General features: G+C 51.5%; 36 protein-coding genes. 33 read left to right on the top strand and 3 right to left on the bottom strand.

Features of this window, described 5'->3' with window-relative positions; genetic code table 11:
- The 12 genes from QWY30_RS15265 to rpsQ all read left to right on the top strand — a co-directional run.
- Nucleotides 1-125 (top strand): EF-Tu C-terminal domain-related protein (locus QWY30_RS15265; RefSeq protein WP_494338500.1); only part of this gene is annotated, 125 nt, incomplete at its 5' end.
- Between the two features lie 54 nt (nucleotides 126-179).
- Nucleotides 180-491, top strand: a complete 312-nt coding sequence (gene rpsJ / locus QWY30_RS15260; RefSeq protein ID WP_003806903.1) for a 30S ribosomal protein S10 — start codon at nucleotides 180-182, stop codon at nucleotides 489-491.
- Nucleotides 492-682: 191 nt separating this feature from the next.
- Nucleotides 683-1,372 carry a 50S ribosomal protein L3 gene (gene rplC, locus QWY30_RS15255; RefSeq protein ID WP_290242448.1) on the top strand — a complete coding sequence of 230 codons (690 nt, stop codon included), beginning with the start codon at nucleotides 683-685 and terminating at the stop codon, nucleotides 1,370-1,372.
- A 3-nt stretch (nucleotides 1,373-1,375) separates the two neighbouring features.
- Nucleotides 1,376-1,996 (top strand): 50S ribosomal protein L4, encoded by a 621-nt coding sequence (rplD, locus tag QWY30_RS15250; protein ID WP_290242446.1) that lies wholly within the window; start codon nucleotides 1,376-1,378, stop codon nucleotides 1,994-1,996.
- Nucleotides 1,993-2,289, top strand: a complete 297-nt coding sequence (gene rplW, locus QWY30_RS15245) for a 50S ribosomal protein L23 (protein ID WP_290242444.1) — start codon at nucleotides 1,993-1,995, stop codon at nucleotides 2,287-2,289. The genes rplD and rplW overlap by 4 nt, the downstream gene beginning before the upstream one ends.
- Entirely contained in the window at nucleotides 2,290-3,117 is an 828-nt protein-coding gene (gene rplB / locus QWY30_RS15240; RefSeq protein WP_290242442.1) for a 50S ribosomal protein L2, read from the top strand.
- Between the two features lie 11 nt (nucleotides 3,118-3,128).
- Nucleotides 3,129-3,404 carry a 30S ribosomal protein S19 gene (gene rpsS, locus QWY30_RS15235; RefSeq protein WP_028816421.1) on the top strand — a complete coding sequence of 92 codons (276 nt, stop codon included), beginning with the start codon at nucleotides 3,129-3,131 and terminating at the stop codon, nucleotides 3,402-3,404.
- Between the two features lie 3 nt (nucleotides 3,405-3,407).
- Complete coding sequence (rplV, locus tag QWY30_RS15230; RefSeq protein ID WP_028816422.1) at nucleotides 3,408-3,737, top strand: 50S ribosomal protein L22; 330 nt, start codon at nucleotides 3,408-3,410, stop codon at nucleotides 3,735-3,737.
- A 9-nt stretch (nucleotides 3,738-3,746) separates the two neighbouring features.
- A complete protein-coding gene (rpsC, locus tag QWY30_RS15225; protein ID WP_290242440.1) occupies nucleotides 3,747-4,544 on the top strand; it encodes a 30S ribosomal protein S3 in 798 nt (265 codons plus the stop codon).
- Nucleotides 4,545-4,546: 2 nt separating this feature from the next.
- Nucleotides 4,547-4,963 (top strand): 50S ribosomal protein L16, encoded by a 417-nt coding sequence (gene rplP, locus QWY30_RS15220; protein WP_028816424.1) that lies wholly within the window; start codon nucleotides 4,547-4,549, stop codon nucleotides 4,961-4,963.
- 9 nt (nucleotides 4,964-4,972) lie between these two features.
- Complete coding sequence (gene rpmC, locus QWY30_RS15215; RefSeq protein ID WP_028816425.1) at nucleotides 4,973-5,164, top strand: 50S ribosomal protein L29; 192 nt, start codon at nucleotides 4,973-4,975, stop codon at nucleotides 5,162-5,164.
- 1 nt (nucleotide 5,165) lies between these two features.
- Entirely contained in the window at nucleotides 5,166-5,444 is a 279-nt protein-coding gene (gene rpsQ, locus QWY30_RS15210) for a 30S ribosomal protein S17 (RefSeq protein ID WP_290242436.1), read from the top strand.
- 88 nt (nucleotides 5,445-5,532) lie between these two features.
- Here rpsQ and QWY30_RS15205 read toward each other — a convergent pair whose 3' ends face one another.
- On the bottom strand, nucleotides 5,533-6,960 hold the full coding sequence (locus QWY30_RS15205; protein WP_290242434.1) for an NAD-dependent succinate-semialdehyde dehydrogenase: 1,428 nt from the start codon (nucleotides 6,958-6,960) through the stop codon (nucleotides 5,533-5,535).
- Between the two features lie 287 nt (nucleotides 6,961-7,247).
- Between QWY30_RS15205 and rplN the strand changes: the two genes are divergently transcribed.
- From rplN to QWY30_RS15100, 21 genes are all read left to right on the top strand, one after another.
- Entirely contained in the window at nucleotides 7,248-7,616 is a 369-nt protein-coding gene (rplN, locus tag QWY30_RS15200; protein WP_290242432.1) for a 50S ribosomal protein L14, read from the top strand.
- Nucleotides 7,617-7,626: 10 nt separating this feature from the next.
- Nucleotides 7,627-7,947 carry a 50S ribosomal protein L24 gene (rplX, locus tag QWY30_RS15195; protein WP_290242430.1) on the top strand — a complete coding sequence of 107 codons (321 nt, stop codon included), beginning with the start codon at nucleotides 7,627-7,629 and terminating at the stop codon, nucleotides 7,945-7,947.
- A 12-nt stretch (nucleotides 7,948-7,959) separates the two neighbouring features.
- A complete protein-coding gene (gene rplE / locus QWY30_RS15190) occupies nucleotides 7,960-8,499 on the top strand; it encodes a 50S ribosomal protein L5 (protein ID WP_290242427.1) in 540 nt (179 codons plus the stop codon).
- 11 nt (nucleotides 8,500-8,510) lie between these two features.
- A complete protein-coding gene (gene rpsN / locus QWY30_RS15185) occupies nucleotides 8,511-8,816 on the top strand; it encodes a 30S ribosomal protein S14 (RefSeq protein WP_290242425.1) in 306 nt (101 codons plus the stop codon).
- 11 nt (nucleotides 8,817-8,827) lie between these two features.
- Nucleotides 8,828-9,223: a 30S ribosomal protein S8 gene (gene rpsH, locus QWY30_RS15180; protein ID WP_290242423.1), complete on the top strand. Its 396-nt coding sequence runs from the start codon at nucleotides 8,828-8,830 to the stop codon at nucleotides 9,221-9,223.
- A 12-nt stretch (nucleotides 9,224-9,235) separates the two neighbouring features.
- Nucleotides 9,236-9,769, top strand: coding sequence for a 50S ribosomal protein L6 (rplF, locus tag QWY30_RS15175; RefSeq protein WP_290242421.1), 534 nt, complete (start codon nucleotides 9,236-9,238; stop codon nucleotides 9,767-9,769).
- A gap of 21 nt (nucleotides 9,770-9,790) precedes the next feature.
- On the top strand, nucleotides 9,791-10,156 hold the full coding sequence (gene rplR / locus QWY30_RS15170; protein WP_290242419.1) for a 50S ribosomal protein L18: 366 nt from the start codon (nucleotides 9,791-9,793) through the stop codon (nucleotides 10,154-10,156).
- A 15-nt stretch (nucleotides 10,157-10,171) separates the two neighbouring features.
- Nucleotides 10,172-10,690 (top strand): 30S ribosomal protein S5, encoded by a 519-nt coding sequence (rpsE, locus tag QWY30_RS15165; RefSeq protein WP_290198447.1) that lies wholly within the window; start codon nucleotides 10,172-10,174, stop codon nucleotides 10,688-10,690.
- Nucleotides 10,691-10,693: 3 nt separating this feature from the next.
- Nucleotides 10,694-10,879, top strand: coding sequence for a 50S ribosomal protein L30 (rpmD, locus tag QWY30_RS15160; RefSeq protein ID WP_290242416.1), 186 nt, complete (start codon nucleotides 10,694-10,696; stop codon nucleotides 10,877-10,879).
- An 11-nt stretch (nucleotides 10,880-10,890) separates the two neighbouring features.
- Nucleotides 10,891-11,331 carry a 50S ribosomal protein L15 gene (gene rplO, locus QWY30_RS15155; RefSeq protein WP_290242415.1) on the top strand — a complete coding sequence of 147 codons (441 nt, stop codon included), beginning with the start codon at nucleotides 10,891-10,893 and terminating at the stop codon, nucleotides 11,329-11,331.
- Nucleotides 11,332-11,344: 13 nt separating this feature from the next.
- On the top strand, nucleotides 11,345-12,670 hold the full coding sequence (gene secY, locus QWY30_RS15150) for a preprotein translocase subunit SecY (RefSeq protein WP_290242413.1): 1,326 nt from the start codon (nucleotides 11,345-11,347) through the stop codon (nucleotides 12,668-12,670).
- Nucleotides 12,671-12,679: 9 nt separating this feature from the next.
- Entirely contained in the window at nucleotides 12,680-12,898 is a 219-nt protein-coding gene (infA, locus tag QWY30_RS15145) for a translation initiation factor IF-1 (RefSeq protein ID WP_028816445.1), read from the top strand.
- A 34-nt stretch (nucleotides 12,899-12,932) separates the two neighbouring features.
- Complete coding sequence (rpmJ, locus tag QWY30_RS15140) at nucleotides 12,933-13,046, top strand: 50S ribosomal protein L36 (RefSeq protein ID WP_003805360.1); 114 nt, start codon at nucleotides 12,933-12,935, stop codon at nucleotides 13,044-13,046.
- Nucleotides 13,047-13,063: 17 nt separating this feature from the next.
- Entirely contained in the window at nucleotides 13,064-13,429 is a 366-nt protein-coding gene (gene rpsM / locus QWY30_RS15135; protein ID WP_290242411.1) for a 30S ribosomal protein S13, read from the top strand.
- Nucleotides 13,430-13,442: 13 nt separating this feature from the next.
- Nucleotides 13,443-13,844 carry a 30S ribosomal protein S11 gene (gene rpsK, locus QWY30_RS15130; RefSeq protein ID WP_290242409.1) on the top strand — a complete coding sequence of 134 codons (402 nt, stop codon included), beginning with the start codon at nucleotides 13,443-13,445 and terminating at the stop codon, nucleotides 13,842-13,844.
- Between the two features lie 11 nt (nucleotides 13,845-13,855).
- Nucleotides 13,856-14,479, top strand: coding sequence for a 30S ribosomal protein S4 (gene rpsD / locus QWY30_RS15125; protein ID WP_290242408.1), 624 nt, complete (start codon nucleotides 13,856-13,858; stop codon nucleotides 14,477-14,479).
- 136 nt (nucleotides 14,480-14,615) lie between these two features.
- Nucleotides 14,616-15,599, top strand: coding sequence for a DNA-directed RNA polymerase subunit alpha (locus QWY30_RS15120; RefSeq protein ID WP_290242406.1), 984 nt, complete (start codon nucleotides 14,616-14,618; stop codon nucleotides 15,597-15,599).
- A gap of 193 nt (nucleotides 15,600-15,792) precedes the next feature.
- On the top strand, nucleotides 15,793-16,188 hold the full coding sequence (rplQ, locus tag QWY30_RS15115; RefSeq protein WP_290242405.1) for a 50S ribosomal protein L17: 396 nt from the start codon (nucleotides 15,793-15,795) through the stop codon (nucleotides 16,186-16,188).
- Nucleotides 16,189-16,328: 140 nt separating this feature from the next.
- A complete protein-coding gene (gene cutA / locus QWY30_RS15110; RefSeq protein WP_290242404.1) occupies nucleotides 16,329-16,724 on the top strand; it encodes a divalent-cation tolerance protein CutA in 396 nt (131 codons plus the stop codon).
- Nucleotides 16,721-18,712 carry a protein-disulfide reductase DsbD gene (gene dsbD / locus QWY30_RS15105; protein WP_290242403.1) on the top strand — a complete coding sequence of 664 codons (1,992 nt, stop codon included), beginning with the start codon at nucleotides 16,721-16,723 and terminating at the stop codon, nucleotides 18,710-18,712. The genes cutA and dsbD overlap by 4 nt, the downstream gene beginning before the upstream one ends.
- A 25-nt stretch (nucleotides 18,713-18,737) precedes the next feature.
- A complete protein-coding gene (locus QWY30_RS15100) occupies nucleotides 18,738-19,979 on the top strand; it encodes an MFS transporter (RefSeq protein WP_290242402.1) in 1,242 nt (413 codons plus the stop codon).
- Between the two features lie 109 nt (nucleotides 19,980-20,088).
- On the opposite strand, the gene hemB is transcribed toward QWY30_RS15100, so the two are convergent.
- Both hemB and yihA read right to left on the bottom strand, forming a co-directional pair.
- On the bottom strand, nucleotides 20,089-21,108 hold the full coding sequence (hemB, locus tag QWY30_RS15095; protein WP_290242401.1) for a porphobilinogen synthase: 1,020 nt from the start codon (nucleotides 21,106-21,108) through the stop codon (nucleotides 20,089-20,091).
- Nucleotides 21,105-21,728 carry a ribosome biogenesis GTP-binding protein YihA/YsxC gene (yihA, locus tag QWY30_RS15090; RefSeq protein WP_290242455.1) on the bottom strand — a complete coding sequence of 208 codons (624 nt, stop codon included), beginning with the start codon at nucleotides 21,726-21,728 and terminating at the stop codon, nucleotides 21,105-21,107. The genes hemB and yihA overlap by 4 nt, the downstream gene beginning before the upstream one ends.
- Nucleotides 21,729-21,810 lie beyond the last annotated feature (82 nt).

Here is a 21,810-nt window from a genome sequence, read left to right as displayed (position 1 = left end):
GCGACAACGTTGGTATGACAGTCAAACTGCTCGCGCCAATCGCCATGGAAGAAGGTCTGCGTTTTGCAATCCGCGAAGGTGGCCGTACCGTCGGCGCCGGCGTCGTTGCAAAAATCCTGAAGTAATTTGTTTCGCTGCGAGCCTAACCGCTCGCAGCATTTCGCTCTTTGAGAATCGCCATGAAAAATCAAAAAATCCGCATCCGTCTGAAAGCGTTTGACTACAAACTGATCGATCAGTCGGCTGCAGAGATCGTTGATACGGCCAAGCGTACCGGTGCAGTGGTACGAGGTCCGGTTCCGTTGCCAACACGCATTCGCCGTTACGACGTTTTGCGTTCACCACACGTGAACAAAACTTCACGTGACCAGTTCGAAATTCGTACGCATCAGCGTTTGATGGACATCGTCGACCCAACTGATAAAACAGTTGATGCACTGATGCGCCTCGATCTGCCAGCTGGTGTGGATGTTGAAATCGCACTGCAGTAAGAATTAGATTGATCTAGTGCCGCATGGTTGCTGTGTTTCAGGCCAATCTGGCTTGCAATGCAGCAAACTTTGGTGCTAGAATGCAAGACTTGCCGAAATTTGGCAAGAAAAATGAGCACCCGAAACATTCGGGTTTTATCAGCCCCGACCAATCGAAGTCGGGAATCGGGTTTTTTACCCCGGAGAAAACGATGTCGAAATCGACACCCACGCCTGCCGCACATCGGCTTGGGCTGGTGGGCCGCAAGGTCGGCATGACCCGTATTTTTACGGAAGATGGCGAGTCCATCCCCGTAACGGTACTGGACGTGTCGAACAACCGCGTCACCCAGGTAAAGTCTCTTGAATCTGACGGCTATGCCGCCATTCAAGTCGCTTACGGCGCTCGTCGCGCTTCCCGTGTAGCCAAGCCACAAACAGGTCATTACGCCAAAGCTGGTGTAGAGGCCGGTAGCATTCTTAAAGAATTCCGTCTCGATCCTGCTCGCGCAGCCGAATTCACGCCTGGTAGCGTGGTCGCTGTTGAAAGCATTTTCGAAGCCGGCCAGCAAGTCGACGTTACCGGTACCACAATTGGTAAAGGTTTCGCCGGCACGATTAAGCGTCACCACTTCAAATCACAGCGCGCATCGCACGGTAACAGCCGTTCGCACCGCGTGCCAGGTTCGATTGGTCAGGCGCAAGATCCTGGTCGCATTTTCCCCGGAAAGCGTATGTCAGGTCACCTTGGTGACGACACACGCACCGTGCAAAACCTTGACGTCGTCCGAGTTGACGCCGAACGTGGTCTGCTGATGGTCAAGGGCGCAGTCCCTGGCCATGCTGGCGGAGACATTGTCGTGCGCCCGGCTGTCAAAGCACCTGCTAAAAAGGGAGCCTAATCCATGGATATCAAGCTCCTCAATGATCAAGGTCAGTCATCCGCAACGTTTGCGGCGCCTGACACAGTGTTTGGTCGTGATTTTAACGAGGCACTCGTTCACCAGATCGTCATTGCTTTTCAGGCAAATGCGCGTTCAGGTAACCGTGCTCAAAAAGGCCGCGACGAAGTTCGTCACTCAACAAAAAAGCCATTCCGTCAAAAAGGCACAGGCCGCGCCCGTGCTGGTATGACATCTTCACCTTTGTGGCGAGGCGGTGGTCGTGCGTTTCCAAATTCGCCTGAGGAAAATTTCACTCAGAAAGTTAACAAGAAAATGTATCGCGCCGGTTTGCGCTCGATCCTTTCCCAGTTAGCACGCGAAGACCGCATTTCGATTGTTGATTCGTTCACACTCGAGTCTCCCAAGACCAAGCTTGCAGCTGAAAAGCTCAAGAGTTTTGGTATGGACTCAGTTTTGATCATCACCGACTCAGTCGATGAAAACCTTTACCTCGCGACGCGCAATTTGCCGCACGTTGCTGTCGTCGAGCCGCGCAATGCCGATCCGCTCTCGTTGATCCACTACAAAAAAGTGCTGATCACAAAGCCGGCCATCGCTCAACTCGAGGAGATGCTGGCATGAACGATCATCGTCTAATGCAAATCATCTTGGCGCCAATCGTGACTGAAAAAGCCACGTTTGTTGCAGAGAAGAACAATCAGGTCGCGTTTCGTGTAGTTGCTGATGCGACAAAACCTGAAATCAAAGCTGCAGTCGAATTGCTCTTTAAAGTGCAAGTCGAAGCCGTTCAGGTTTTGAACCGCAAAGGCAAAACAAAGCGTTTCGGTCGTTTCGTCGGTCGCCGTCGTAACGAGCGTAAGGCCTATGTTTCGCTCAAAGAAGGTCAAGAAATCAACCTGGCGGAGGTCAACTAAATGGCTCTCTTAAAAGTTAAGCCAACCTCGCCCGGACGTCGTGGCATGCTGAAGGTGGTGACACCTACGCTGCATAAAGGCGCGCCGGTTGCTTCGTTGCTCGAAAAGAAAATCCGTGGTTCTGGCCGTAATAACAACGGTCACATCACAATCCGTCACCGTGGTGGTGGTCATAAGCAGCACTACCGTTTGGTGGATTTCCGTCGCAACAAAGACGGCATTCCAGCAAAGGTTGAGCGTCTGGAATATGACCCAAACCGTACTGCACACATTGCTTTGCTTTGCTATGCGGACGGTGAGCGTCGTTACATTATCGCTCCTCGTGGTCTTGAAGTAGGTACAACGCTGTTGTCGGGTGTAGAAGCCCCCATCCGCGCAGGTAACACCTTGCCTATTCGCAATATCCCGGTGGGTACAACGATTCACTGCATCGAAATGTTGCCTGGCAAAGGTGCCCAAATGGCACGCTCGGCTGGTGCTTCGGCAGTTCTGTTGGCTCGCGAAGGCACTTACGCTCAGGTTCGCCTGCGTTCAGGTGAAGTTCGTCGCGTGCACATTGAATGCCGTGCAACGATCGGTGAAGTCGGCAACGAAGAGCACAGCTTGCGCCAAATCGGTAAAGCCGGTGCAGTTCGTTGGCGCGGTATTCGTCCCACGGTGCGTGGTGTCGCAATGAACCCGGTTGATCACCCACACGGTGGTGGTGAAGGTCGTACCGGCGAAGGCGGTGAGCCACGTAGTCCATGGGGTACCCCAGCTAAGGGTTACAAGACTCGTAGCAACAAGCGGACGGACAATATGATCGTCCAACGCCGCAAGCGTAAATAAGAGGGCGAATCATGTCACGTTCAGTCAAGAAAGGCCCATTCGTCGATGCACACCTGATCAAAAAGGTCGAGGTTGCTATCGCCGAAAAGGGCAAGAAACCGATCAAAACTTGGTCACGTCGTTCAACGATCCTGCCAGACTTTATCGGTCTGACGATTGCTGTTCATAACGGTCGCCAGCACGTTCCCGTTTATATTAACGAGAACATGGTTGGTCATAAACTCGGTGAGTTTGCGCTGACTCGTACCTTTAAAGGTCACGCAGCAGACAAAAAGGCCAAGAGGTAATCCATGGAAACTCAAGCCATTATCCGTGGGGTGCATATCTCTGCCCAGAAAACACGACTCGTTGCGGATCTTATCCGTGGCAAGTCTGTTGCACAGGCATTGAACATCCTGACCTTCACAAATAAGAAGGCCGCCGGCATCTTGAAGAAAGCTGTTGAATCAGCAATCGCCAATGCCGAGCACAACGACGGTGCAGATATCGACGAACTGAAGGTCACCACGATTTTTGTGGACAAGGCCGAGTCGATGAAGCGCTTTTCCGCACGAGCCAAAGGGCGCGGTAACCAGATCGAAAAGCAGACCTGCCACATTACTGTGAAGGTCGGAGCCTAAGGAGTCACGATGGGTCAGAAAATTCACCCGATTGGGTTCCGCCTTGCGGTTACACGTAATTGGGGCTCGAAGTGGTACGCAGACGACAAAGATTTCGGTGGCATGCTTGCATCTGATATCCGCGTCCGCGAATACCTGAAAAAGAAACTTAAAAGCGCATCAGTTGGCCGTGTGGTCATCGAGCGTCCAGCCAAAAACGCACGAATCACTGTTTACTCGGCACGTCCGGGTGTTGTGATTGGAAAGCGTGGTGAGGACATCGAAGGCTTGAAGGCTGATTTGCAGCGTTTGATGGGCGTGCCTGTTCACGTCAACATCGAAGAGATTCGCAAACCTGAAACCGATGCTCAGTTGATTGCTGATTCTATTTCGCAACAGCTTGAAAAGCGGATCATGTTCCGTCGTGCCATGAAGCGCGCCATGCAAAACGCCATGCGTCTGGGTGCCCTCGGCATCAAGATCATGAGCGCAGGGCGTTTGAATGGTATCGAAATTGCGCGTACAGAATGGTATCGTGAAGGTCGCGTACCACTCCATACACTGCGTGCGAATATCGACTACGGTACTTCTGAGGCCCACACCACATACGGCGTGATCGGCATCAAGGTCTGGGTCTATAAAGGCGACATGTTGGCTAACGGCGAAATGCCAGTTGAAACCGTTGCGCCCCGCGAAGAAGAGCGTCGTCCACGTCGTGCCCCTCGTGCTGACAAGCCCGAAGGTGGTCGTCCGGCCGCTCGTCCCGCTGGGCGTGGTCGTGCACCGCGCAAGGCTGATGCCGCTGCGCCTGCGCCTGAAGGAGAATAAGCATGCTGCAACCAGCACGCAGGAAATATCGCAAAGAGCAAAAAGGCCGTAATACTGGCCTTGCTACGCGCGGCGCCGATGTTTCGTTTGGCGAGTTCGGTTTAAAGGCCACAGGTCGTGGACGTTTAACTGCCCGTCAAATCGAATCAGCACGTCGTGCGATTAATCGTCACATTAAGCGTGGCGGACGTATTTGGATCCGTATCTTCCCTGACAAGCCTATTTCACAGAAACCGGCTGAAGTTCGAATGGGTAACGGTAAAGGTAACCCAGAGTACTGGGTTGCTGAAATCCAGCCAGGTAAAGTGCTGTACGAAATGGAAGGTGTGAGTGAAGAAATTGCACGTGAGGCTTTCCGCCTTGCAGCTGCCAAGCTTCCAATCTCCACGACGTTCGTCGCGCGTCACCTCGGATCTTAAGGAATCGATATGAAAGCAAGCGAACTCCGTGCAAAAACAACCGCCGAGCTCGGTCAAGAGCTCGAAAGCCTGCTGAAGGCTCAGTTTGGTCTGCGTATGCAGCGGGCTACTCAGCAGCTCACCAACCACACTCAGATCAGCAAAGTGCGTCGCGACATTGCACGTGTCCGTACATTGATGACTGAGAAGGCGGGATCATAATATGACCACAGCTCAAACTACGAAACCCAAGCGTCAGCGTACGCTGGTTGGTAAGGTCGTCAGCAACAAGATGGATAAAACCATTGTCGTTCTGGTAGAGCGTCGTGTTAAGCATCCTGTGCTTGGCAAGATCATCATGCGTTCGGCTAAGTACAAAGCCCATGATGAAACCAATCAGTACAACGAAGGTGACACTGTTGAAATCGCAGAAGGTCGTCCAATTTCACGCTCCAAATCTTGGACAGCAACGAAATTGATCGAAGCCGCACGCGAAATCTAAAGCTGCACTAGCAATAAAAAAACGCGACGATTTATTCGTCGCGTTTTTTATTGTGCGTTGAGGTCAACGCACAGCCAAGAAATAGACATTAAATGTGCGTCACGAATTTAGTGACAAGATAACCATCAAATGTCTCAGATCCCCCTTCACTGCCGATGCCGCTATCCTTAATTCCACCAAAAGGCGTTTCTGGAAGTGCACTACCAAAATGATTGATGTTGACCATGCCAGCCTCAATCGAATTAGATATCTTTGTAGCAGTCTGCAATGAGTTGGTGAAAATGTAAGAAGACAGTCCAAATGGAAGGCTGTTCGCACGAGTAATCACTTCGTCAATATTGTCGAATGGCACGACAGGTGCAACAGGTCCAAAGGGTTCTTCAGTCATCAACATGGCATCATCTTTCAAACCTGTGATGACTGTGGGTGGAAAGAAGAAACCTTTACCGCTTATTGCATCACCGCCAAGTTCGATTTTTCCACCACGTTTGCGTGCGTCTTCAACAAAGCGCGCAATAGCGGGTACTCGACGCTCATGCGCGAGGGGACCCATCTCCACACCCTCATCCAATCCATTTCCAACTTTAACGCTTTTGAGAACATCAAGGAATTTAGCGAGGAATTTATCGTAAACCTTCTTTTGTACATAAAAGCGTGTGGGTGAAACGCAAACCTGACCTGCGTTTCTAATTTTGAATTTAGCAAGCATTGTGGCGGCACGATCAATGTCTGCGTCATCAAAAACGATCACGGGTGAGTGACCACCAAGCTCCATCGTGACACGTTTCATATGCGCACCAGCGAGAGACGCAAGCTGTTTGCCTACAGGCACAGATCCGGTAAAGGAAACCTTTCGGCTAATAGGCGAACGAATCAAATAATCAGAAACTTTGGCTGGTTCACCCCAGACTAAATTTAATACCCCAGGTGGAAGACCCGCGTCGTGGAACATTTGAGCAATCGCCATCACTGCGCTTGGCGAATCCTCAGGCCCCTTGAGAATGACCGTACAACCGGCGCCGACAGCCGCACAAATTTTGCGGATGGCCTGGTTGTAGGGGAAATTCCATGGGGTAAATGCTACACACACACCAATAGGCTCTTTTAAGACAAGCTGGCGTACATCAGGATTACGAGGCAACACAACACGACCATAAATGCGGCGGCATTCTTCAGCATGCCAGTCGCAGTGATCAGCACAACCAACAACCTCACCAAGCGCTTCAGCTAGAGGTTTGCCCTGGTCAAGAGTCATATTTCGGGCGATTTCCTGGGCACGATCACGCGTCAATTGACCCACTTTACGTAAAATGGCTGAGCGATCCATAGGAGAGGATTTCTTCCATTTCGCAAAAGCGGCTTCTGCAGCCTGTAAAGCCATGTCGAGATCAGCCTGGCTCGCGTGTGGAAGATGTCCGAGTACTTCTTGCGTGGCAGGATTAATAATGTCCTGAGTTTTGCGGCCTTCGCCGGAAATGAACTCACCATTGATATACAACGACTGTTTTGGGTACATAAGGATTCCAATACAACAATAAAAAGGCAAAGGCGCTAGGGGGATAATATGACATATCTTAAACAGACTTGCACAAAAAAAATAACTACGCTATACTGCACAGCTTTCCCGCAATTCGCATTAGATTGTTGTAGCTAAATCAGGCAAAACAAACTGAGCGAACAAAGGAATAATTAGCAGATTTCAACCCAGGGTGCCCTGTGGCACCTAACGGGACCAAAACTGACTGATTTAGCTGCAAGCCGATGGCAAGTAGTTACTTTGGTTAAGTTGGAACAGGAAAAATCATGATCCAAATGCAGACCACGCTGGACGTGGCCGATAACACTGGTGCACGCTCTGTCATGTGCATCAAGGTGCTCGGCGGTTCCAAGCGCCGTTATGCCGCTATCGGCGATGTTATCAAGGTTACCGTCAAAGACGCTGCCCCACGCGGCCGTGTCAAAAAAGGCGAGATTTACAACGCTGTCGTCGTTCGTACGGCGCAGGGTGTTCGCCGCAAAGATGGTTCACGTATCCGCTTCGGTGGCAATGCTGCCGTATTGCTCAACGCGAAACTCGAGCCCATTGGCACGCGTATCTTTGGACCCGTTACGCGCGAATTGCGTGGCGAAAAGTTCATGAAGATCGTGTCGTTGGCGCCTGAAGTGCTGTAAGGAGCCACAAATGAACAAAATTCGCAAAGGCGACGAAGTTGTAGTGCTGACGGGTCGTGACAAAAAGCGTCGCGGTACGGTTTTGGCACGTCTTGATGCAGACCATGTATTGGTAGAAGGCATCAACATGGTCAAAAAGCACGTCAAGCCAAATCCGATGCAAGGTACAACAGGCGGCATTATCGAAAAGACGATGCCGATCCATATTTCGAATATTGCGCTGTTTAATCCAGCCACCGGTAAAGGTGATCGCGTTGGGATTAAAGAAGTTGACGGTCGCAAGGTTCGCGTGTTTCGTTCCAGCGGTGAACCCGTTGGCGCGAAAGCTTAAGGGGCGATTAACATGTCTCGTTTCCAAGAACTCTATTTGCAAAAAATTGCGCCCGCCTTGCGCGAGCAATTTGGCTACAAGAGCGTGATGCAGGTTCCCCGTGTCACCAAAGTCACCCTGAACATGGGTGTATCTGAAGCTGTTGCAGACAAAAAAGTCATTGATCATGCTGTTTCTGATCTGACAAAAATCGCTGGACAAAAGCCAGTCATTACCAAAACCAAAAAGGCGATCGCTGGTTTTAAAATCCGCGAAGACTATCCAATTGGTTGCATGGTGACTTTGCGTGGTCAGCGCATGTACGAATTCCTCGATCGTCTGGTCTCCGTGGCACTGCCTCGAGTGCGCGACTTCCGTGGTATTTCCGGTCGTGCGTTTGATGGTCGCGGCAACTACAACATCGGTGTGAAAGAACAGATCATTTTCCCCGAGATTGAGTACGACAAAATCGACGTGTTGCGTGGGATGAACATCAGCATCACCACCACCGCCAAGACAGACGAAGAAGCCAAGGCGCTGTTAACAGCCTTTAGCTTCCCGTTCCGCAACTAAGGAGCGCAGACGTGGCTAAACTTTCAATGATCAATCGCGATATTAAGCGCAAAATGACGGCAGAAAAATTTGCTGCCAAGCGTGCTGCTCTTAAAGCGATCATCGATGATTCATCCAAGACCGACGAAGAGCGCTACGAAGCGCGGCTGAAATTTCAGCAACTTCCCCGTAACGCGAGCCCATGTCGTCAGCGTAATCGCTGCGCGATTACGGGTCGTTCACGAGGTGTGTTCAGCAAGTTCGGACTTGGCCGCATGAAACTGCGCGAATTGGCTATGAAGGGTGAGATTCCCGGCATGACCAAAGCTAGCTGGTAGGAGAATAAAACATGAGCATGAGCGATCCAATCGCCGATATGCTGACTCGCATTCGTAATGCGCAGCAGGTAGATAAAACGTCGGTGACCATGCCCTCCTCCAAGCTTAAGGTAGCTATTGCTGCCGTGCTTCAGGATGAAGGTTATGTTGACGGTTACAAGATTAAAGGCACGGCTCAAAAGCCTGAGCTTGAAATCACTCTCAAGTATTACGCTGGTCGTCCAGTGATCGAACGCATCGAACGCGTTTCGCGTCCTGGTCTGCGTATTTACAAGGGCAACGGAAGCATTCCTCAGGTCATGAATGGTCTGGGTGTGGCTATTGTCTCCACCTCACGTGGTGTGATGACTGATCGCAAGGCGCGCGCCAATGGCGTGGGCGGCGAAGTCCTCTGCTACGTGGCTTAAGGAGAAAACCGAATGTCACGTATCGCAAAATATCCAGTCGAATTGCCAAAAGGCGTCGAGGCAACAATCAAGGCCGATCAGATTACCGTTAAAGGTCCTCTCGGCACATTGAGCCAGTCGCTGATTGGTAACGTTATTGTCAACGAAGATGGTGGAAAACTGTCGTTTATCGTTGCCGATGACTCCCGCGAAGCAAAAGCAATGTCTGGTACCCTGCGCGCACTTGTTGCGAACATGGTGACCGGTGTGAGCAAAGGCTTCGAGCGTAAGTTGACTCTGGTTGGCGTGGGTTACCGCGCTGCTGTCCAGGGTAACGCGATCAAATTGCAACTTGGTTTTTCGCATGATGTTGTCCATCCCATGCCTGCCGGTGTAAAAGCCGAGTGCCCAACCCAGACGGAAATCGTCCTCAAGGGTTCGGATAAACAGGTTGTTGGTCAGGTGGCTGCTGAAATCCGCGCTTATCGTCCACCAGAGCCCTACAAAGGCAAGGGTGTGCGTTACGTTGATGAGCACGTCATCATCAAAGAAACCAAGAAGAAATAATCGCGCAAACAAGGAAAGATCATGGACAAAAAAATTTCCCGTTTGCGTCGTGCAGTCCCGACGCGTAAGAAAATCGCCGAGTTGCGAGTTAATCGCCTCCAGGTTTTCCGCTCGAATCTGCACATCTATGCAAACATCATTTCGCCCGAAGGCGACCGTGTTCTGGTATCGGCTTCGACCGTTGAACCAGAAGTGCGTCAGCAACTCGCGGGTCAATCTGGTCGTGGCGGCAATGCTGCTGCAGCAACCTTGATTGGCAAGCGTGTCGCAGAGAAAGCTAAGGCTGCTGGTATTGAGCTGGTTGCTTTCGATCGTTCAGGTTTCCGTTACCACGGCCGAGTAAAAGCCCTGGCCGAAGCCGCGCGTGAAGCCGGCCTGAAGTTTTAAGCGAGGAACAGTCAAATGGCTAAAGAACAACGCAAGAACGCTCCTGAAGAGCGTGATGACGGTCTTCGCGAAAAGATGATCGCGGTTAACCGCGTCAGTAAAGTCGTTAAAGGCGGTCGTACCATGAGTTTCGCTGCACTGACAGTGGTCGGTGATGGTGATGGACGCGTCGGTATGGGTAAAGGCAAGGCGCGTGAAGTGCCAGTTGCGGTTCAAAAGGCAATGGAACAGGCGCGTCGCGAATTGTTCAAAGTTGCGCTCAAGAACGGTACCTTGCACCACACTGTTGTGGGCAAGCATGGTGCATCGACAGTGCTGATCTCCCCAGCCGCAGAAGGTACTGGCGTGATCGCCGGTGGACCCATGCGCGCTATTTTTGATGTAATGGGCGTGCGTAACGTCGTGGCAAAAAGCCTCGGCTCAAGCAATCCATACAACATGGTTCGCGCCACGCTTAACGGTTTGCGCGCTTCTCTTACACCTTCGGAAGTTGCTGCCAAGCGTGGCAAGACCGTCGAAGAGATTTTGGGGTAAGTCATGGCTGAAAAACAAGTCAAAGTCACCCTGGTCCGTTCGACCATCGGTACCAAGCAAGACCATCGCGACACAGTGCGCGGTTTAGGTCTGCGTCGTGTCAATAGCAGCAAAGTGCTGAAAGACACTCCCGAAGTTCGCGGCATGATCAATAAAGTTGATTATCTCGTGACCGTTTCGGAAGTCTGAAAGGAATGACGATGTCGATTACTCAATTGAATACTCTCAAGCCAGCCGAAGGCTCAACACACGCAAAGCGTCGCGTGGGTCGTGGCATTGGTTCTGGTTTGGGCAAAACGTCCGGACGTGGTCATAAAGGCCAAAAGTCCCGTACTGGTGGTTTCCATAAAGTTGGTTTTGAAGGCGGTCAAATGCCTTTGCAACGCCGCTTGCCCAAGCGTGGTTTTTCTACGCTCGACGGTCACCTGTATGCACAAGTTCGTTTGTCTGATTTGCAGTCCTTGCCGGTCGAAGAAATCGATGTGCAAGTTCTCAAGCAGGCTGGTGTTGTTGGCACGCAAGTTCGTTACGTCAAGGTTTTCAAATCTGGCGAATTGTCGCGCAAGGTCGCCCTCAAGGGTATCGGCGCAACAGCTGGTGCGCGTGCTTCGATTGAAGCCGCCGGCGGTTCGATTGCTTAAGACGGATTAGAGAATGGCAACAGCACAGTCCGCAGGAAAATCAGGCCCACGATATGGCGATCTCAAACGCCGTCTAGTGTTCCTGGTGCTCGCTCTGGTGGTTTATCGCCTGGGTACGCACATTCCTGTTCCTGGCATTAATCCAGTTGCTTTGGCAGATCTGTTTCGTGAAAATCAGGGCGGTATTCTCGGCCTGTTCAACATGTTTTCAGGTGGTGCGCTCGAGCGATTCTCAATCTTTGCTTTAGGAATCATGCCTTACATTTCTGCATCGATCATCATGCAGTTGATGTCAGTGGTTGTTCCTACGCTCGAAGCAATTAAAAAAGACGGCGAAGCAGGCCGTCGCAAGATTACGCAGTACACACGTTACGGTACCGTCGCATTGGCATTGATACAAGCAGTCGGTATTTCAGTGGCGCTTGAATCTCAGCCTGGATTGGTGATTGAGCCTGGCATGATGTTCCGTGTCACAACAATTGTGACACTCGTAACGGGCACGATGTTCGTGATGTGGTTGGGAGAGCAGATTACCGAGCGTGGTTTAGGTAACGGTATCTCAATATTGATTTTTGCAGGTATTGTTGCTGGGTTGCCTAGTGCACTTGCAGGTTTGCTTGACTTGGTTCGAACGAACGCAATGTCAGGTTTCTCGGCACTCTTTATTGTTGCTTTAGCTGTTTTGGTGACCGCCTTCGTGGTGTTGGTCGAACGCGGTCAGCGCAAGATTACAGTGAATTACGCAAAACGTCAGGTTGGTAATAAGGTGTATGGCGGACAGACTTCGCATTTGCCTTTGAAGCTCAACATGGCAGGTGTGATTCCTCCGATTTTCGCCTCATCGATTATTCTTTTCCCGGCAACAATCGCAAGCTGGTTCTCAAGCGCTGAAAGCATGCGGTGGTTGGGAGATTTGGCTGCGGCGCTTGCGCCTCGTCAACCGCTTTACATTACGTTGTACGCTTCCGCAATTATTTTCTTCTGCTTTTTCTATACAGCTCTTGTTTTCAATAGCCGTGAAACTGCAGATAATCTTAAAAAGAGCGGCGCTTTCGTTCCCGGGATTCGTCCAGGTGAGCAGACCGCCAAGTTTATTGACAAGATTTTGATGCGGTTGACGTTGGCTGGTGCTCTATACATCACAGTGGTGTGTTTGGTACCAGAGTTTTTAGTCATGCGTTGGAATGTACCGTTTTACTTTGGCGGCACCTCATTGCTGATTATTGTTGTAGTTACGATGGACTTCATGGCACAGGTTCAGGCCTACATGATGTCTCACCAGTACGATTCATTGCTCAAGAAGGCTAACTTCAAGGGCGCGAATATACCAATGAGATAAGCGAGAGCAATGTCAAAGGACGACGTCATTCAGATGCAAGGTGAGATTCTTGAGAATCTCCCTAACGCAACATTCCGTGTCAAGTTGGAAAACGGCCATGTAGTCTTAGGTCATATTTCCGGCAAGATGCGTATGCATTACATCCGGATTTTGCCGGGCGATAAAGTCACAGTGGAGCTCACACCCTATGACTTAACGCGCGCCAGAATCGTATTCCGCTCCAAATGAGCGGCCGGGTTACGAAAGATAACAGGAGTCAACCATGAAAGTAATGGCATCGGTTAAGCGGATTTGCCGCAACTGCAAGATTATTAAACGTCACGGCGTGGTGCGAGTTATTTGCACCGACCCGCGTCATAAGCAGCGTCAAGGTTAATACATCAAGGAACAGTCATGGCCCGTATTGCTGGCATCAACATTCCGCCACATCAGCACGCCGAGATCGGCCTGACCGCCATTTTTGGCATCGGTCGCACTCGCTCTCGCAAAATTTGTGAAGCCGCTGGTGTGCCTCTGTCCAAAAAGGTCAAAGATCTCACCGACGCAGAACTCGAGCGCATCCGTGAACACGTAGGTGTGTTTTCGGTTGAAGGCGATCTGCGACGCGAAGTTCAGCTCTCGATCAAGCGATTGATCGATCTGGGAACCTATCGTGGCATGCGTCATAAGCGCGGCTTGCCCGTACGTGGTCAACGCACTCGCACCAACGCTCGCACCCGCAAGGGACCGCGTCGCGCTGCTGCTAGCCTGAAGAAATAAAGAGGATTAGAAGATGGCTAAAGCTTCTGCCGGCGGCGCAACTCGCGTACGCAAAAAGGTTAAAAAGAATGTGTCGGACGGCATTGCGCACGTCCACGCATCTTTCAACAACACAATCATCACCATTACCGATCGTCAGGGCAATGCTCTGTCATGGGCAACTTCTGGTGGTGCAGGTTTCAAGGGCTCACGTAAGTCCACGCCGTTCGCCGCACAGGTTGCTGCCGAAACAGCTGGCAAGGTGGCTATTGAGTATGGCATCAAGACACTTGAAGTTCGTATCAAGGGCCCAGGTCCAGGTCGCGAATCTTCTGTGCGTGCGTTGAACGCGTTGGGTATCAAGATCTCGAGCATTGCTGACATCACACCCGTACCGCACAACGGTTGCCGCCCACCTAAGCGTCGTCGTATCTAAGGGGAACCCACATGGCACGTTATACCGGTCCCAAATGCAAACTCTCGCGTCGCGAGGGCATTGATCTTTTCTTAAAGAGCGCACGTCGCTCTCTCGAGTCAAAGTGTAAGCTTGATTCCAAGCCTGGTCAGCACGGTCGCACCTCAGGTGCCCGTACATCAGACTACGGTTTACAGCTGCGCGAGAAGCAAAAGCTTAAGCGCATGTATGGCATTATGGAAAAACAGTTCCGCAAGTACTTTGCAGAAGCTGAGCGTCGCAAAGGCAATACTGGCGAGCAGTTGATCCAGTTGCTTGAGTCGCGTCTCGACAACGTCGTTTACCGTATGGGTTTTGGCTCAACTCGCGCCGAAGCTCGTCAACTCGTGTCGCATCGTGCGATTGAGTTGAATGGTCGTACAGCTGATATTCCTTCGATGTTGATCAAGTCTGGTGACGTGGTCGCTATCCGCGAAAAGTCAAAATCACAAGCGCGTATTCGCGAAGCTGTGGATCTGGCTTCTGGCAATGGCTTCCCACAGTGGGTCGAAGTCGACACCGCTAAGCTTGTTGGAACGTTCAAACAGGTTCCAGATCGTGCTGATGTCGCTCGCGACATCAACGAATCGATGGTCGTTGAATTGTATTCACGCTAATCGCTCGCTTTAAGTGGCGTATGCAGCTTTTGCCGCATACGCCATATCTATTTTTAGTAATTTGCTTTCCCTGTCAGTCTTATCCATCAGCCTTATCGGTGTAACGAGCCGAGGGTATTGAAAAAGGACCATCGCAATGTCACAAGGTTTTCTCAAGCCACGTTCGATCGAAGTCGAACCAGTCGGCCCAAATCATGCCAAGATCATTATGGAGCCTTTCGAGCGCGGCTACGGCCATACGCTTGGAAACGCGCTGCGCCGTATTTTGCTTTCTTCGATGTCTGGTTACGCACCAACCGAGGTTCAGATCACAGGCGTCGTGCATGAGTACTCAACGATCCCAGGTGTGCGTGAAGACGTTGTAGATATTTTGTTGAACCTGAAAGGTGTAGTGTTCAAGCTGCACAGCCGCGACGATGTGACGCTGACTTTGCGCAAGCAAGGTGCAGGTCCAGTTTTGGCTTCGGACATTGAGCTCCCCCATGATGTTGAGATTGTGAATCCATCACAGGTGATCGCTACGCTGACTGATTCCGGCAAACTTGAAATGCAAATCAAGGTTGAAAAAGGCCGTGGCTATGTTCCAGGTAATGTGCGTGCATTGATTGATGACCGTGCACACACGATCGGTCGTATTGTGCTGGATGCTTCTTTTAGTCCAGTACGTCGCGTCAGCTACGCTGTGGAAAACGCTCGCGTTGAGCAGCGCACCGACCTCGACAAGCTTGTTCTGGATGTCGAAACAAATGGTGTGATCAGCCCCGAAGAAGCTGTGCGTCAGTCTGCACGCATTCTGATGGATCAAATTTCTGTTTTCGCAGCTCTCGAAGGCGCTGGTGATTCCTACGAAGCACCAAGCCGTGGCGCACCACAGATTGATCCAGTGCTCTTGCGCCCAGTCGATGATCTTGAATTGACTGTTCGTTCAGCGAACTGCCTCAAGGCCGAAAATATTTATTACATCGGTGATCTGATCCAGTGCACCGAAAACGAGTTGCTCAAGACGCCTAATCTGGGTCGCAAGTCACTCAATGAGATCAAGGAAGTGTTGGCTGCACGCGGCTTGACACTAGGCATGAAGCTGGAAAACTGGCCACCGATGGGACTCGAGCGTCCATAAGGACATTTGGTTCAGCTGCTTGAAACAAGAACCAAAAGAGACAAGGTCTCCAAGGTTCTTGTCAGTGCTAAAATGTAAGGCTTTGTTGCAGATGTAGTACAGCAATACAAATCGGCCCGCAGCATATGTTTGCTGATCGAAGAGCTGAATTCAGAGCGCTTTTGCTCATCATAGATTCAATAAGGAAAGTATCATGCGTCACGGTAATGGATTACGTAAGCTCAATCGTACAAGCAGCCACCGTCTTGCGATGTTTCGCAACATGGCAGTTGCCTTGCTGACACACGAAGCGATTAAGACCACTTTGCCTAAAGCAAAAGAACTGCGTCGTATCGTTGAGCCTTTGATCACAATGGGTAAAACTCCCACTCTGGCGAACAAGCGTTTGGCTTTCGCCCGTTTGCGTGACCGTGAACTCGTGGTGAAGTTGTTTGCTGAAATCGGCCCACGTTATGCCGCTCGTAACGGCGGTTATACCCGTATTCTGAAGATGGGCTATCGCCAAGGCGATAATGCACCCATGGCGTTCATGGAGCTGGTGGATCGTCCAGTGGTTGAAGAAGCCGCAGCGGACTCAGCAGCTGAGTAAGGTCAATGCCCAGTATTAGTCAGTGACTAATGCTTTATCTTAAAAGCCTCGGTTAATCCGGGGCTTTTTTGTGTTCTCTGGATGTTTGCGAATCTGGATGTCGATACAATCGTAGGCATACAGCTTAAAGATGAGTCAACATGCCTGAGCAAGCAATCGTGGTGGTCATGACGAACGTGCCAGATCTTTTACTGGCTAAACGTATCGCGCACCTATTGATCGAAGAACAGCTCGCGGCGTGTGTCAATATTGGTACACCCATGTTGTCGATCTATGGGTGGAAAGGGGAAGTCGAAGGGGCTGAGGAAATCCCCATGATAATTAAAACCACCTGCGACAAGCAACATGCAATGATCGAGCGTTTGGTGGCGCTTCATCCCTATGACATACCCGAAGCCCTTGTCATGCCGACCTTGGGTGGCTATGGCCCCTATCTTGACTGGGTCAGGAGTCTGACGAGCGGCATAAGCATAAGCGGTACGGATACAAGCATTCAGAAAACCAACGATACGAACGAAAGTGGTACGAAGCCATGAGTACAGTTCAATCTATTTCCAGTTTTCAGGCGATGTTGCGCCTGACTTTGTTTTTAGCCACGCTCGTCGTTGCGTTCTTCGCATCGACGACACGTGCCAATCAAGAAAATTTCCTTGATCCTGAAAAAGCATTCATTCTTCAGGCAGAAATGGCTGACGCAAGTCATGTGCGATTGCGCTTCAACATCGCGAACGGTTACTACATGTACCGAGAGCAATTCGCTTTCAAATTAGATACCGATGTAGTCAAACTCGGCGAGGCAAAGTTTCCCGTTGGAAAGGTTAAGCACGATCCTACCTTTGACCGACAGATGGAGTTGTTTTTCAAAGAAGCCGTGATTACGCTGCCAATTTCTGCTTGGCCTGATGGCGTACAGCAATCACCTTTCCTATTGACCATCACGGGGCAAGGTTGTGCAGAGGCAGGAATTTGTTACCCGCCCATGGACTTCATTGTCAAGATGCAGGCCACTCCACAGACGATCGGTTATTTGGTTGAGTCGACGGTGATGACATTGAGTTTTTTTGAACGGCTTCAACAGGGTCAATGGTCTGAGCTGCTCTTTGGTGGCAGTGATGTGGGACTTGCTGATCTATTGTCTTCCACCGGTGCGATTGAAATTGTGCTGTTGTTCTTTGTGCTCGGGCTATTGCTTGCGCTGACACCTTGTGTGCTACCGATGCTGCCGATACTTTCGGTGCTGTTGGTGGGCGAGCAGCAGCATGTGTCCAAAGCAAGAGGCTTTGCGCTTGCACTGGGTTATGTCGCAGGTATGTCGGTTGTGTATACGGCACTTGGCATCGCGGCGGGCTTGAGCGGTGCGGGGCTCGCGGCTTGGCTTCAAACACCCTGGGTGCTCGGATTTTTTGCGCTCCTGCTCGCGGTTCTCGCGCTTGCGATGTTCGATGTGTATACATTGCAAATGCCTTCTGTGATCCAGTCGCGACTGATGGCAAAAAATTCTCATATCCTTGGCGGAAAAATGAGTGCGGCGATCCTCATGGGCGCTGTGTCCGCATTGATTGTTGGACCGTGTGTCGCTGCACCCCTGGCGGGTGCACTGCTCTACATCTCTCAGACAGGGGATGTTTGGTTAGGTGGCTCCGCTTTGTTTGCCATGGCCTGGGGAATGGGGGGGCCGCTGCTATTGATGGGCGCATCAGCTGGCAAGCTTATGCCGAGAGCGGGATCATGGATGGAAGGTGTGAAACAGTTTTTTGGACTGTTACTGCTCGCGACGGCATGGTGGATGGTGACGCCGCTTTTGCCCACGTGGCTTCAGATACTAGGCTGGGCGGTGTTCGCGATGTTTGCAGCTGTTTTGCTGCGTCCTTTCGATCCGCTCACGAACGAAGCAGGGTTAGGTGCAGTGTGCCGCAAAACCTTGGGTTTGTTATTAATCGTTTTAAGTACGGTGTGGATTCTTGGTGTGGCAAGCGGTGGTCGATCATTACTACAGCCTTTGAATCATCTTTCGATCATGAGCAATTCTTCGGCTGCGCCACAGAACGTACAAAGTGTCCAGAGCAGTCTTGTGAATTCCTCGCCATCCTTGGGGCAAGCCGAAGGCGTTGCAGTCGCGACTTCATCGGTGAAAAAACAATTGCTTGGTTCTCCAGCTTCGAGCGCGCATCCAAGTTTTCAGCGTGTCAAAACGGTTGCAGAGCTTGAGCGCTTACTTGAGCAGTCGACACGCCCTGTGATGCTGGACTTTTATGCTGACTGGTGTGTGTCATGCAAAGAAATGGAGGCTTTCACCTTTGTCGATCCGCGCGTCGTGCAACGCATGAGTCAAATGCTGTTGTTGCAGGTGGACGTCACCGCAAATAATGCTGACGATCGCGCCCTGATGAAAAAATTCCGCCTATTCGGACCGCCTGGAATTATTTTTTTCAGGCCAGGCGGCCAAGAGAGAAAAGACGTGAGAGTCGTGGGCTTCCAAGATGCCACTCGTTTTGCTGCAAGTCTGGATCGTGCGCTAAAGTAATTCAGTGATAAAAATCAGAGACAACATGACACAAGCGCCACAGCAGGATCGAACCGAAGGCAATCAACCGAAATCCACGACATCAGTCATTATTTTGTTTGCCCTGGCGGCTTGTGCAGCAACGACCTCTTTTCGAATTTGTGATCCTTTATTGCCGGTGTTCGCCGAGGAGTTCGGTGTACGTACCGCACAAACATCAGGCACTGTGACCTTGTTTGCGATTGCCTACGGCATCATGCAGTTCTTTTACGGCCCGCTTGGCGATCGATATGGAAAATTCAACGTGGTTTCCTGGGCGACTCTTGGCTGCGCAATCGGGGCCTTGATTGTTGTGTTCGCACCGAGCCTTGAGGTCATCGAAATGGGTCGGCTTATTTCAGGGGCCACAGCGGCGGCGATTGTTCCCTTGTCGATGGCCTGGATCGGTGATCATGTCGCGTACGAGCAGCGACAGGCGACACTTGCGCGGTTCTTGCTGGGCTCTATTTCCGGTATGGCGCTTGGTCAGCTTCTGGGGGGTGTTTTCGCGGATACGATTGGATGGCGTTGGGCGTTTGTCTGGATGGCGGCAGTCTATTTCATTGTCGGAGGTTTGTTGATTTCACGACGCAGCAGTGTTCCGGAAAAAGTCCATACACCCACGCAAGGGGCGCGCATTTTCGGACCACTTAAGCAGGTCGTTTCGACGCGCTGGGCCATCATGGTGTTGGTAGTTGTTTTGATCGAAGGCTTCTTTGTGTTCGGACCATTAGCTTTCGTGCCCGCTTTTTTACATGAACGTCATGGCATCCCCGTATCCTGGGCGGGCATGATTAGTGGCTTTTTTGCGTTGGGTGCCTTTATTTACGCGATCAGAGCGAATCAGTTCGTGAAGTGGCTGGGGGAGCGCAGGCTTGTATTGACCGGTGGCATGACCCTGGCGATTGCCTATGGGTCTTTTATGTTGTCGACGGTCTGGTACTGGGGCGTGCTGGCCAGTATCTTGTCTGGTTTAGGTTATTACTTTCTACATGCGGTGTTGCAGACACACGCGACGCAGATGGCCCCTGCGGCCCGGGGCTCGGCTGTTTCTTTGTTTGCTTCGTGTTTGTTTCTGGGTCAGTCGCTGGGCGTGGCGGTCTGTGCCTGGATTGGTGACAATTTTGGTTTACTGGCGGTGTTCCCTGTCGGCATTGTGGGCTTACCGCTTTTGGCCTGGTTTTTCGCCTGGCGCTTGAGGTTGCGCCAGGCAGACTTGAACAGCGCAGCGAAAACAAGTGCTGCCTGAAACAAGTACTGCCTGAAACAAGTACTGCCTGAAACAAAAGCTGCCCGTAACAAGTGCCGCCTGAAACAGGCACCGCCTGAGTCCAGCGATCCCCAGCGCTGCGATTCGTTTAGCTGTTTTGCTTGAGTAACTTTGCGGCAGCTGGCGCGAAATAAGTCAAAATCCCATCCGCCCCTGCCCGTTTGAAGCCAAGCAGCGATTCCATCATGACTTTGTCGTGATCGAGCCAGCCGTTGGCTGCAGCGGCCTTAAGCATTGCGTACTCACCGCTGACCTGATAGGCAAAGGTCGGAACATGAAAGGCGTCTTTGACGCGGCGTAAAACATCCAGATAGGGCATGCCGGGCTTGACCATCACCATGTCTGCACCTTCGCGCAGGTCGGCAGCGACTTCGCGCAGAGCTTCATCGATGTTGCCTGGATCCATCTGATAGACAAGCTTGTTGGATTTGCCCAGGTTGGCGGCCGAGCCCACTGCGTCACGGAAAGGACCGTAAAAAGCACTGGCAAACTTGGCTGAATACGCCATGATCCGGGTGTGGATAAAGTTGTTGGCTTCAAGTGCGGTGCGAATCGCGCCAATTCTGCCATCCATCATGTCGCTAGGTGCGACGATGTCGACGCCGGCCTCGGCCTGAACCAAGGCTTGTTGCGTCAGGATTTTGACGGTGATGTCGTTCATGACATAGCCGTTTTCATCGATCACACCATCCTGGCCGTGACTGGTATAGGGGTCCAGTGCGACGTCGGTCAGCAATCCCAGCTCTGGAAAGTTCTTTTTGAGGCTGGCAACCACGCGGGGAATCAGGCCCTTGGGATTCACCGCCTCGGCGCCATCGAGCGCTTTGAGCGAAGGCTCAATGACAGGAAAAAGTGCCATCACCGGGATACCAAGCTCGACGCACTCTCGCGCAACCTCCAGAATCGTATCTGGAGAGTAGCGGTGAATGCCCGGCATGGATGCAATCGGCTGGCGAACACCCGTGCCTTCGACAACGAAGACAGGATAAATCAGGTCATCTACCGATAGCGAGTGCTCACGTACAAGTCGTCGTGAAAAATCATCGCGTCGCAGACGACGTGGGCGATTGGCGGGAAAGTCAGCGAGGATGAGATGTGGAGTTGTCATGGTACGACCTTGGGTGAGATCCAGTTTTCGATTTGTAAGGTAGCTTCTTCGAGTCCGATCCGGGCGGTGGCGGAAAACGGTATGGCGTTGAGCGCACCGATATCCGCAAGCTCTTTTTTAACTGCAAAGACAGCCTTGATGCGTTGTCCATAGGGAAACTTGTCGGCCTTGGTGAGCAAAGCCATGACAGGTCGTCCCGTGGGTGCGATCCAGTTAGCCAGGCGACGGTCCAGTTCGGTGACGCCCCGGCGGATGTCGATCAGCAAGACAATACCGGCAAGTGATTCCCGGCTCTGTAAATACCCCCCGAGGATATCGGCCCATTCCTCTTTGGCGCGTTGGGCCACCGAGGCATAGCCGTAGCCGGGCAGGTCGACCAGAAAACCGAGATGCCCTTCAGGATCTAGGGGATCAGGGATGCCGAACATATTGATCAGTCGGGTGCGACCTGGCGTTTTACTGGAAAAAGCGAGGCGTTTCTGATTGGTCAGAACGTTAATGGCTGTGGATTTGCCCGCATTGGAGCGACCCACGAAGCAAACTTCCGGGGCTCCAGGAAAGGGTAATTGATCCAGCCGGGCGGCTGAAGTGAAAAACGAAGCGCGGTGCAAGATGGACACTAGGAGGGCCATTAAGAATAAGCTCAACCGCTATTGTATAATCTTGGGTTTAGATGTTGTTGATTTATAAAGATTACAAGCG

The organism is Zwartia panacis (assembly GCF_030410395.1).
Lineage (GTDB): Bacteria > Pseudomonadota > Gammaproteobacteria > Burkholderiales > Burkholderiaceae_B > Zwartia > Zwartia panacis.
This window is presented reverse-complemented; position numbering and strand designations above follow the sequence as displayed.

Coding starts and splice junctions, on each gene's coding strand:
- rpsJ (WP_003806903.1), top strand. CDS start 180: ATGAAAAATCAAAAAATCCGCATCCGTCTGAAAGCGTTTGACTACAAA.
- rplC (WP_290242448.1), top strand. CDS start 683: ATGTCGAAATCGACACCCACGCCTGCCGCACATCGGCTTGGGCTGGTG.
- rplD (WP_290242446.1), top strand. CDS start 1,376: ATGGATATCAAGCTCCTCAATGATCAAGGTCAGTCATCCGCAACGTTT.
- rplW (WP_290242444.1), top strand. CDS start 1,993: ATGAACGATCATCGTCTAATGCAAATCATCTTGGCGCCAATCGTGACT.
- rplB (WP_290242442.1), top strand. CDS start 2,290: ATGGCTCTCTTAAAAGTTAAGCCAACCTCGCCCGGACGTCGTGGCATG.
- rpsS (WP_028816421.1), top strand. CDS start 3,129: ATGTCACGTTCAGTCAAGAAAGGCCCATTCGTCGATGCACACCTGATC.
- rplV (WP_028816422.1), top strand. CDS start 3,408: ATGGAAACTCAAGCCATTATCCGTGGGGTGCATATCTCTGCCCAGAAA.
- rpsC (WP_290242440.1), top strand. CDS start 3,747: ATGGGTCAGAAAATTCACCCGATTGGGTTCCGCCTTGCGGTTACACGT.
- rplP (WP_028816424.1), top strand. CDS start 4,547: ATGCTGCAACCAGCACGCAGGAAATATCGCAAAGAGCAAAAAGGCCGT.
- rpmC (WP_028816425.1), top strand. CDS start 4,973: ATGAAAGCAAGCGAACTCCGTGCAAAAACAACCGCCGAGCTCGGTCAA.
- rpsQ (WP_290242436.1), top strand. CDS start 5,166: ATGACCACAGCTCAAACTACGAAACCCAAGCGTCAGCGTACGCTGGTT.
- QWY30_RS15205 (WP_290242434.1), bottom strand. CDS start 6,960: ATGTACCCAAAACAGTCGTTGTATATCAATGGTGAGTTCATTTCCGGC.
- rplN (WP_290242432.1), top strand. CDS start 7,248: ATGATCCAAATGCAGACCACGCTGGACGTGGCCGATAACACTGGTGCA.
- rplX (WP_290242430.1), top strand. CDS start 7,627: ATGAACAAAATTCGCAAAGGCGACGAAGTTGTAGTGCTGACGGGTCGT.
- rplE (WP_290242427.1), top strand. CDS start 7,960: ATGTCTCGTTTCCAAGAACTCTATTTGCAAAAAATTGCGCCCGCCTTG.
- rpsH (WP_290242423.1), top strand. CDS start 8,828: ATGAGCATGAGCGATCCAATCGCCGATATGCTGACTCGCATTCGTAAT.
- rplF (WP_290242421.1), top strand. CDS start 9,236: ATGTCACGTATCGCAAAATATCCAGTCGAATTGCCAAAAGGCGTCGAG.
- rplR (WP_290242419.1), top strand. CDS start 9,791: ATGGACAAAAAAATTTCCCGTTTGCGTCGTGCAGTCCCGACGCGTAAG.
- rpsE (WP_290198447.1), top strand. CDS start 10,172: ATGGCTAAAGAACAACGCAAGAACGCTCCTGAAGAGCGTGATGACGGT.
- rpmD (WP_290242416.1), top strand. CDS start 10,694: ATGGCTGAAAAACAAGTCAAAGTCACCCTGGTCCGTTCGACCATCGGT.
- rplO (WP_290242415.1), top strand. CDS start 10,891: ATGTCGATTACTCAATTGAATACTCTCAAGCCAGCCGAAGGCTCAACA.
- secY (WP_290242413.1), top strand. CDS start 11,345: ATGGCAACAGCACAGTCCGCAGGAAAATCAGGCCCACGATATGGCGAT.
- infA (WP_028816445.1), top strand. CDS start 12,680: ATGTCAAAGGACGACGTCATTCAGATGCAAGGTGAGATTCTTGAGAAT.
- rpmJ (WP_003805360.1), top strand. CDS start 12,933: ATGAAAGTAATGGCATCGGTTAAGCGGATTTGCCGCAACTGCAAGATT.
- rpsM (WP_290242411.1), top strand. CDS start 13,064: ATGGCCCGTATTGCTGGCATCAACATTCCGCCACATCAGCACGCCGAG.
- rpsK (WP_290242409.1), top strand. CDS start 13,443: ATGGCTAAAGCTTCTGCCGGCGGCGCAACTCGCGTACGCAAAAAGGTT.
- rpsD (WP_290242408.1), top strand. CDS start 13,856: ATGGCACGTTATACCGGTCCCAAATGCAAACTCTCGCGTCGCGAGGGC.
- QWY30_RS15120 (WP_290242406.1), top strand. CDS start 14,616: ATGTCACAAGGTTTTCTCAAGCCACGTTCGATCGAAGTCGAACCAGTC.
- rplQ (WP_290242405.1), top strand. CDS start 15,793: ATGCGTCACGGTAATGGATTACGTAAGCTCAATCGTACAAGCAGCCAC.
- cutA (WP_290242404.1), top strand. CDS start 16,329: ATGCCTGAGCAAGCAATCGTGGTGGTCATGACGAACGTGCCAGATCTT.
- dsbD (WP_290242403.1), top strand. CDS start 16,721: ATGAGTACAGTTCAATCTATTTCCAGTTTTCAGGCGATGTTGCGCCTG.
- QWY30_RS15100 (WP_290242402.1), top strand. CDS start 18,738: ATGACACAAGCGCCACAGCAGGATCGAACCGAAGGCAATCAACCGAAA.
- hemB (WP_290242401.1), bottom strand. CDS start 21,108: ATGACAACTCCACATCTCATCCTCGCTGACTTTCCCGCCAATCGCCCA.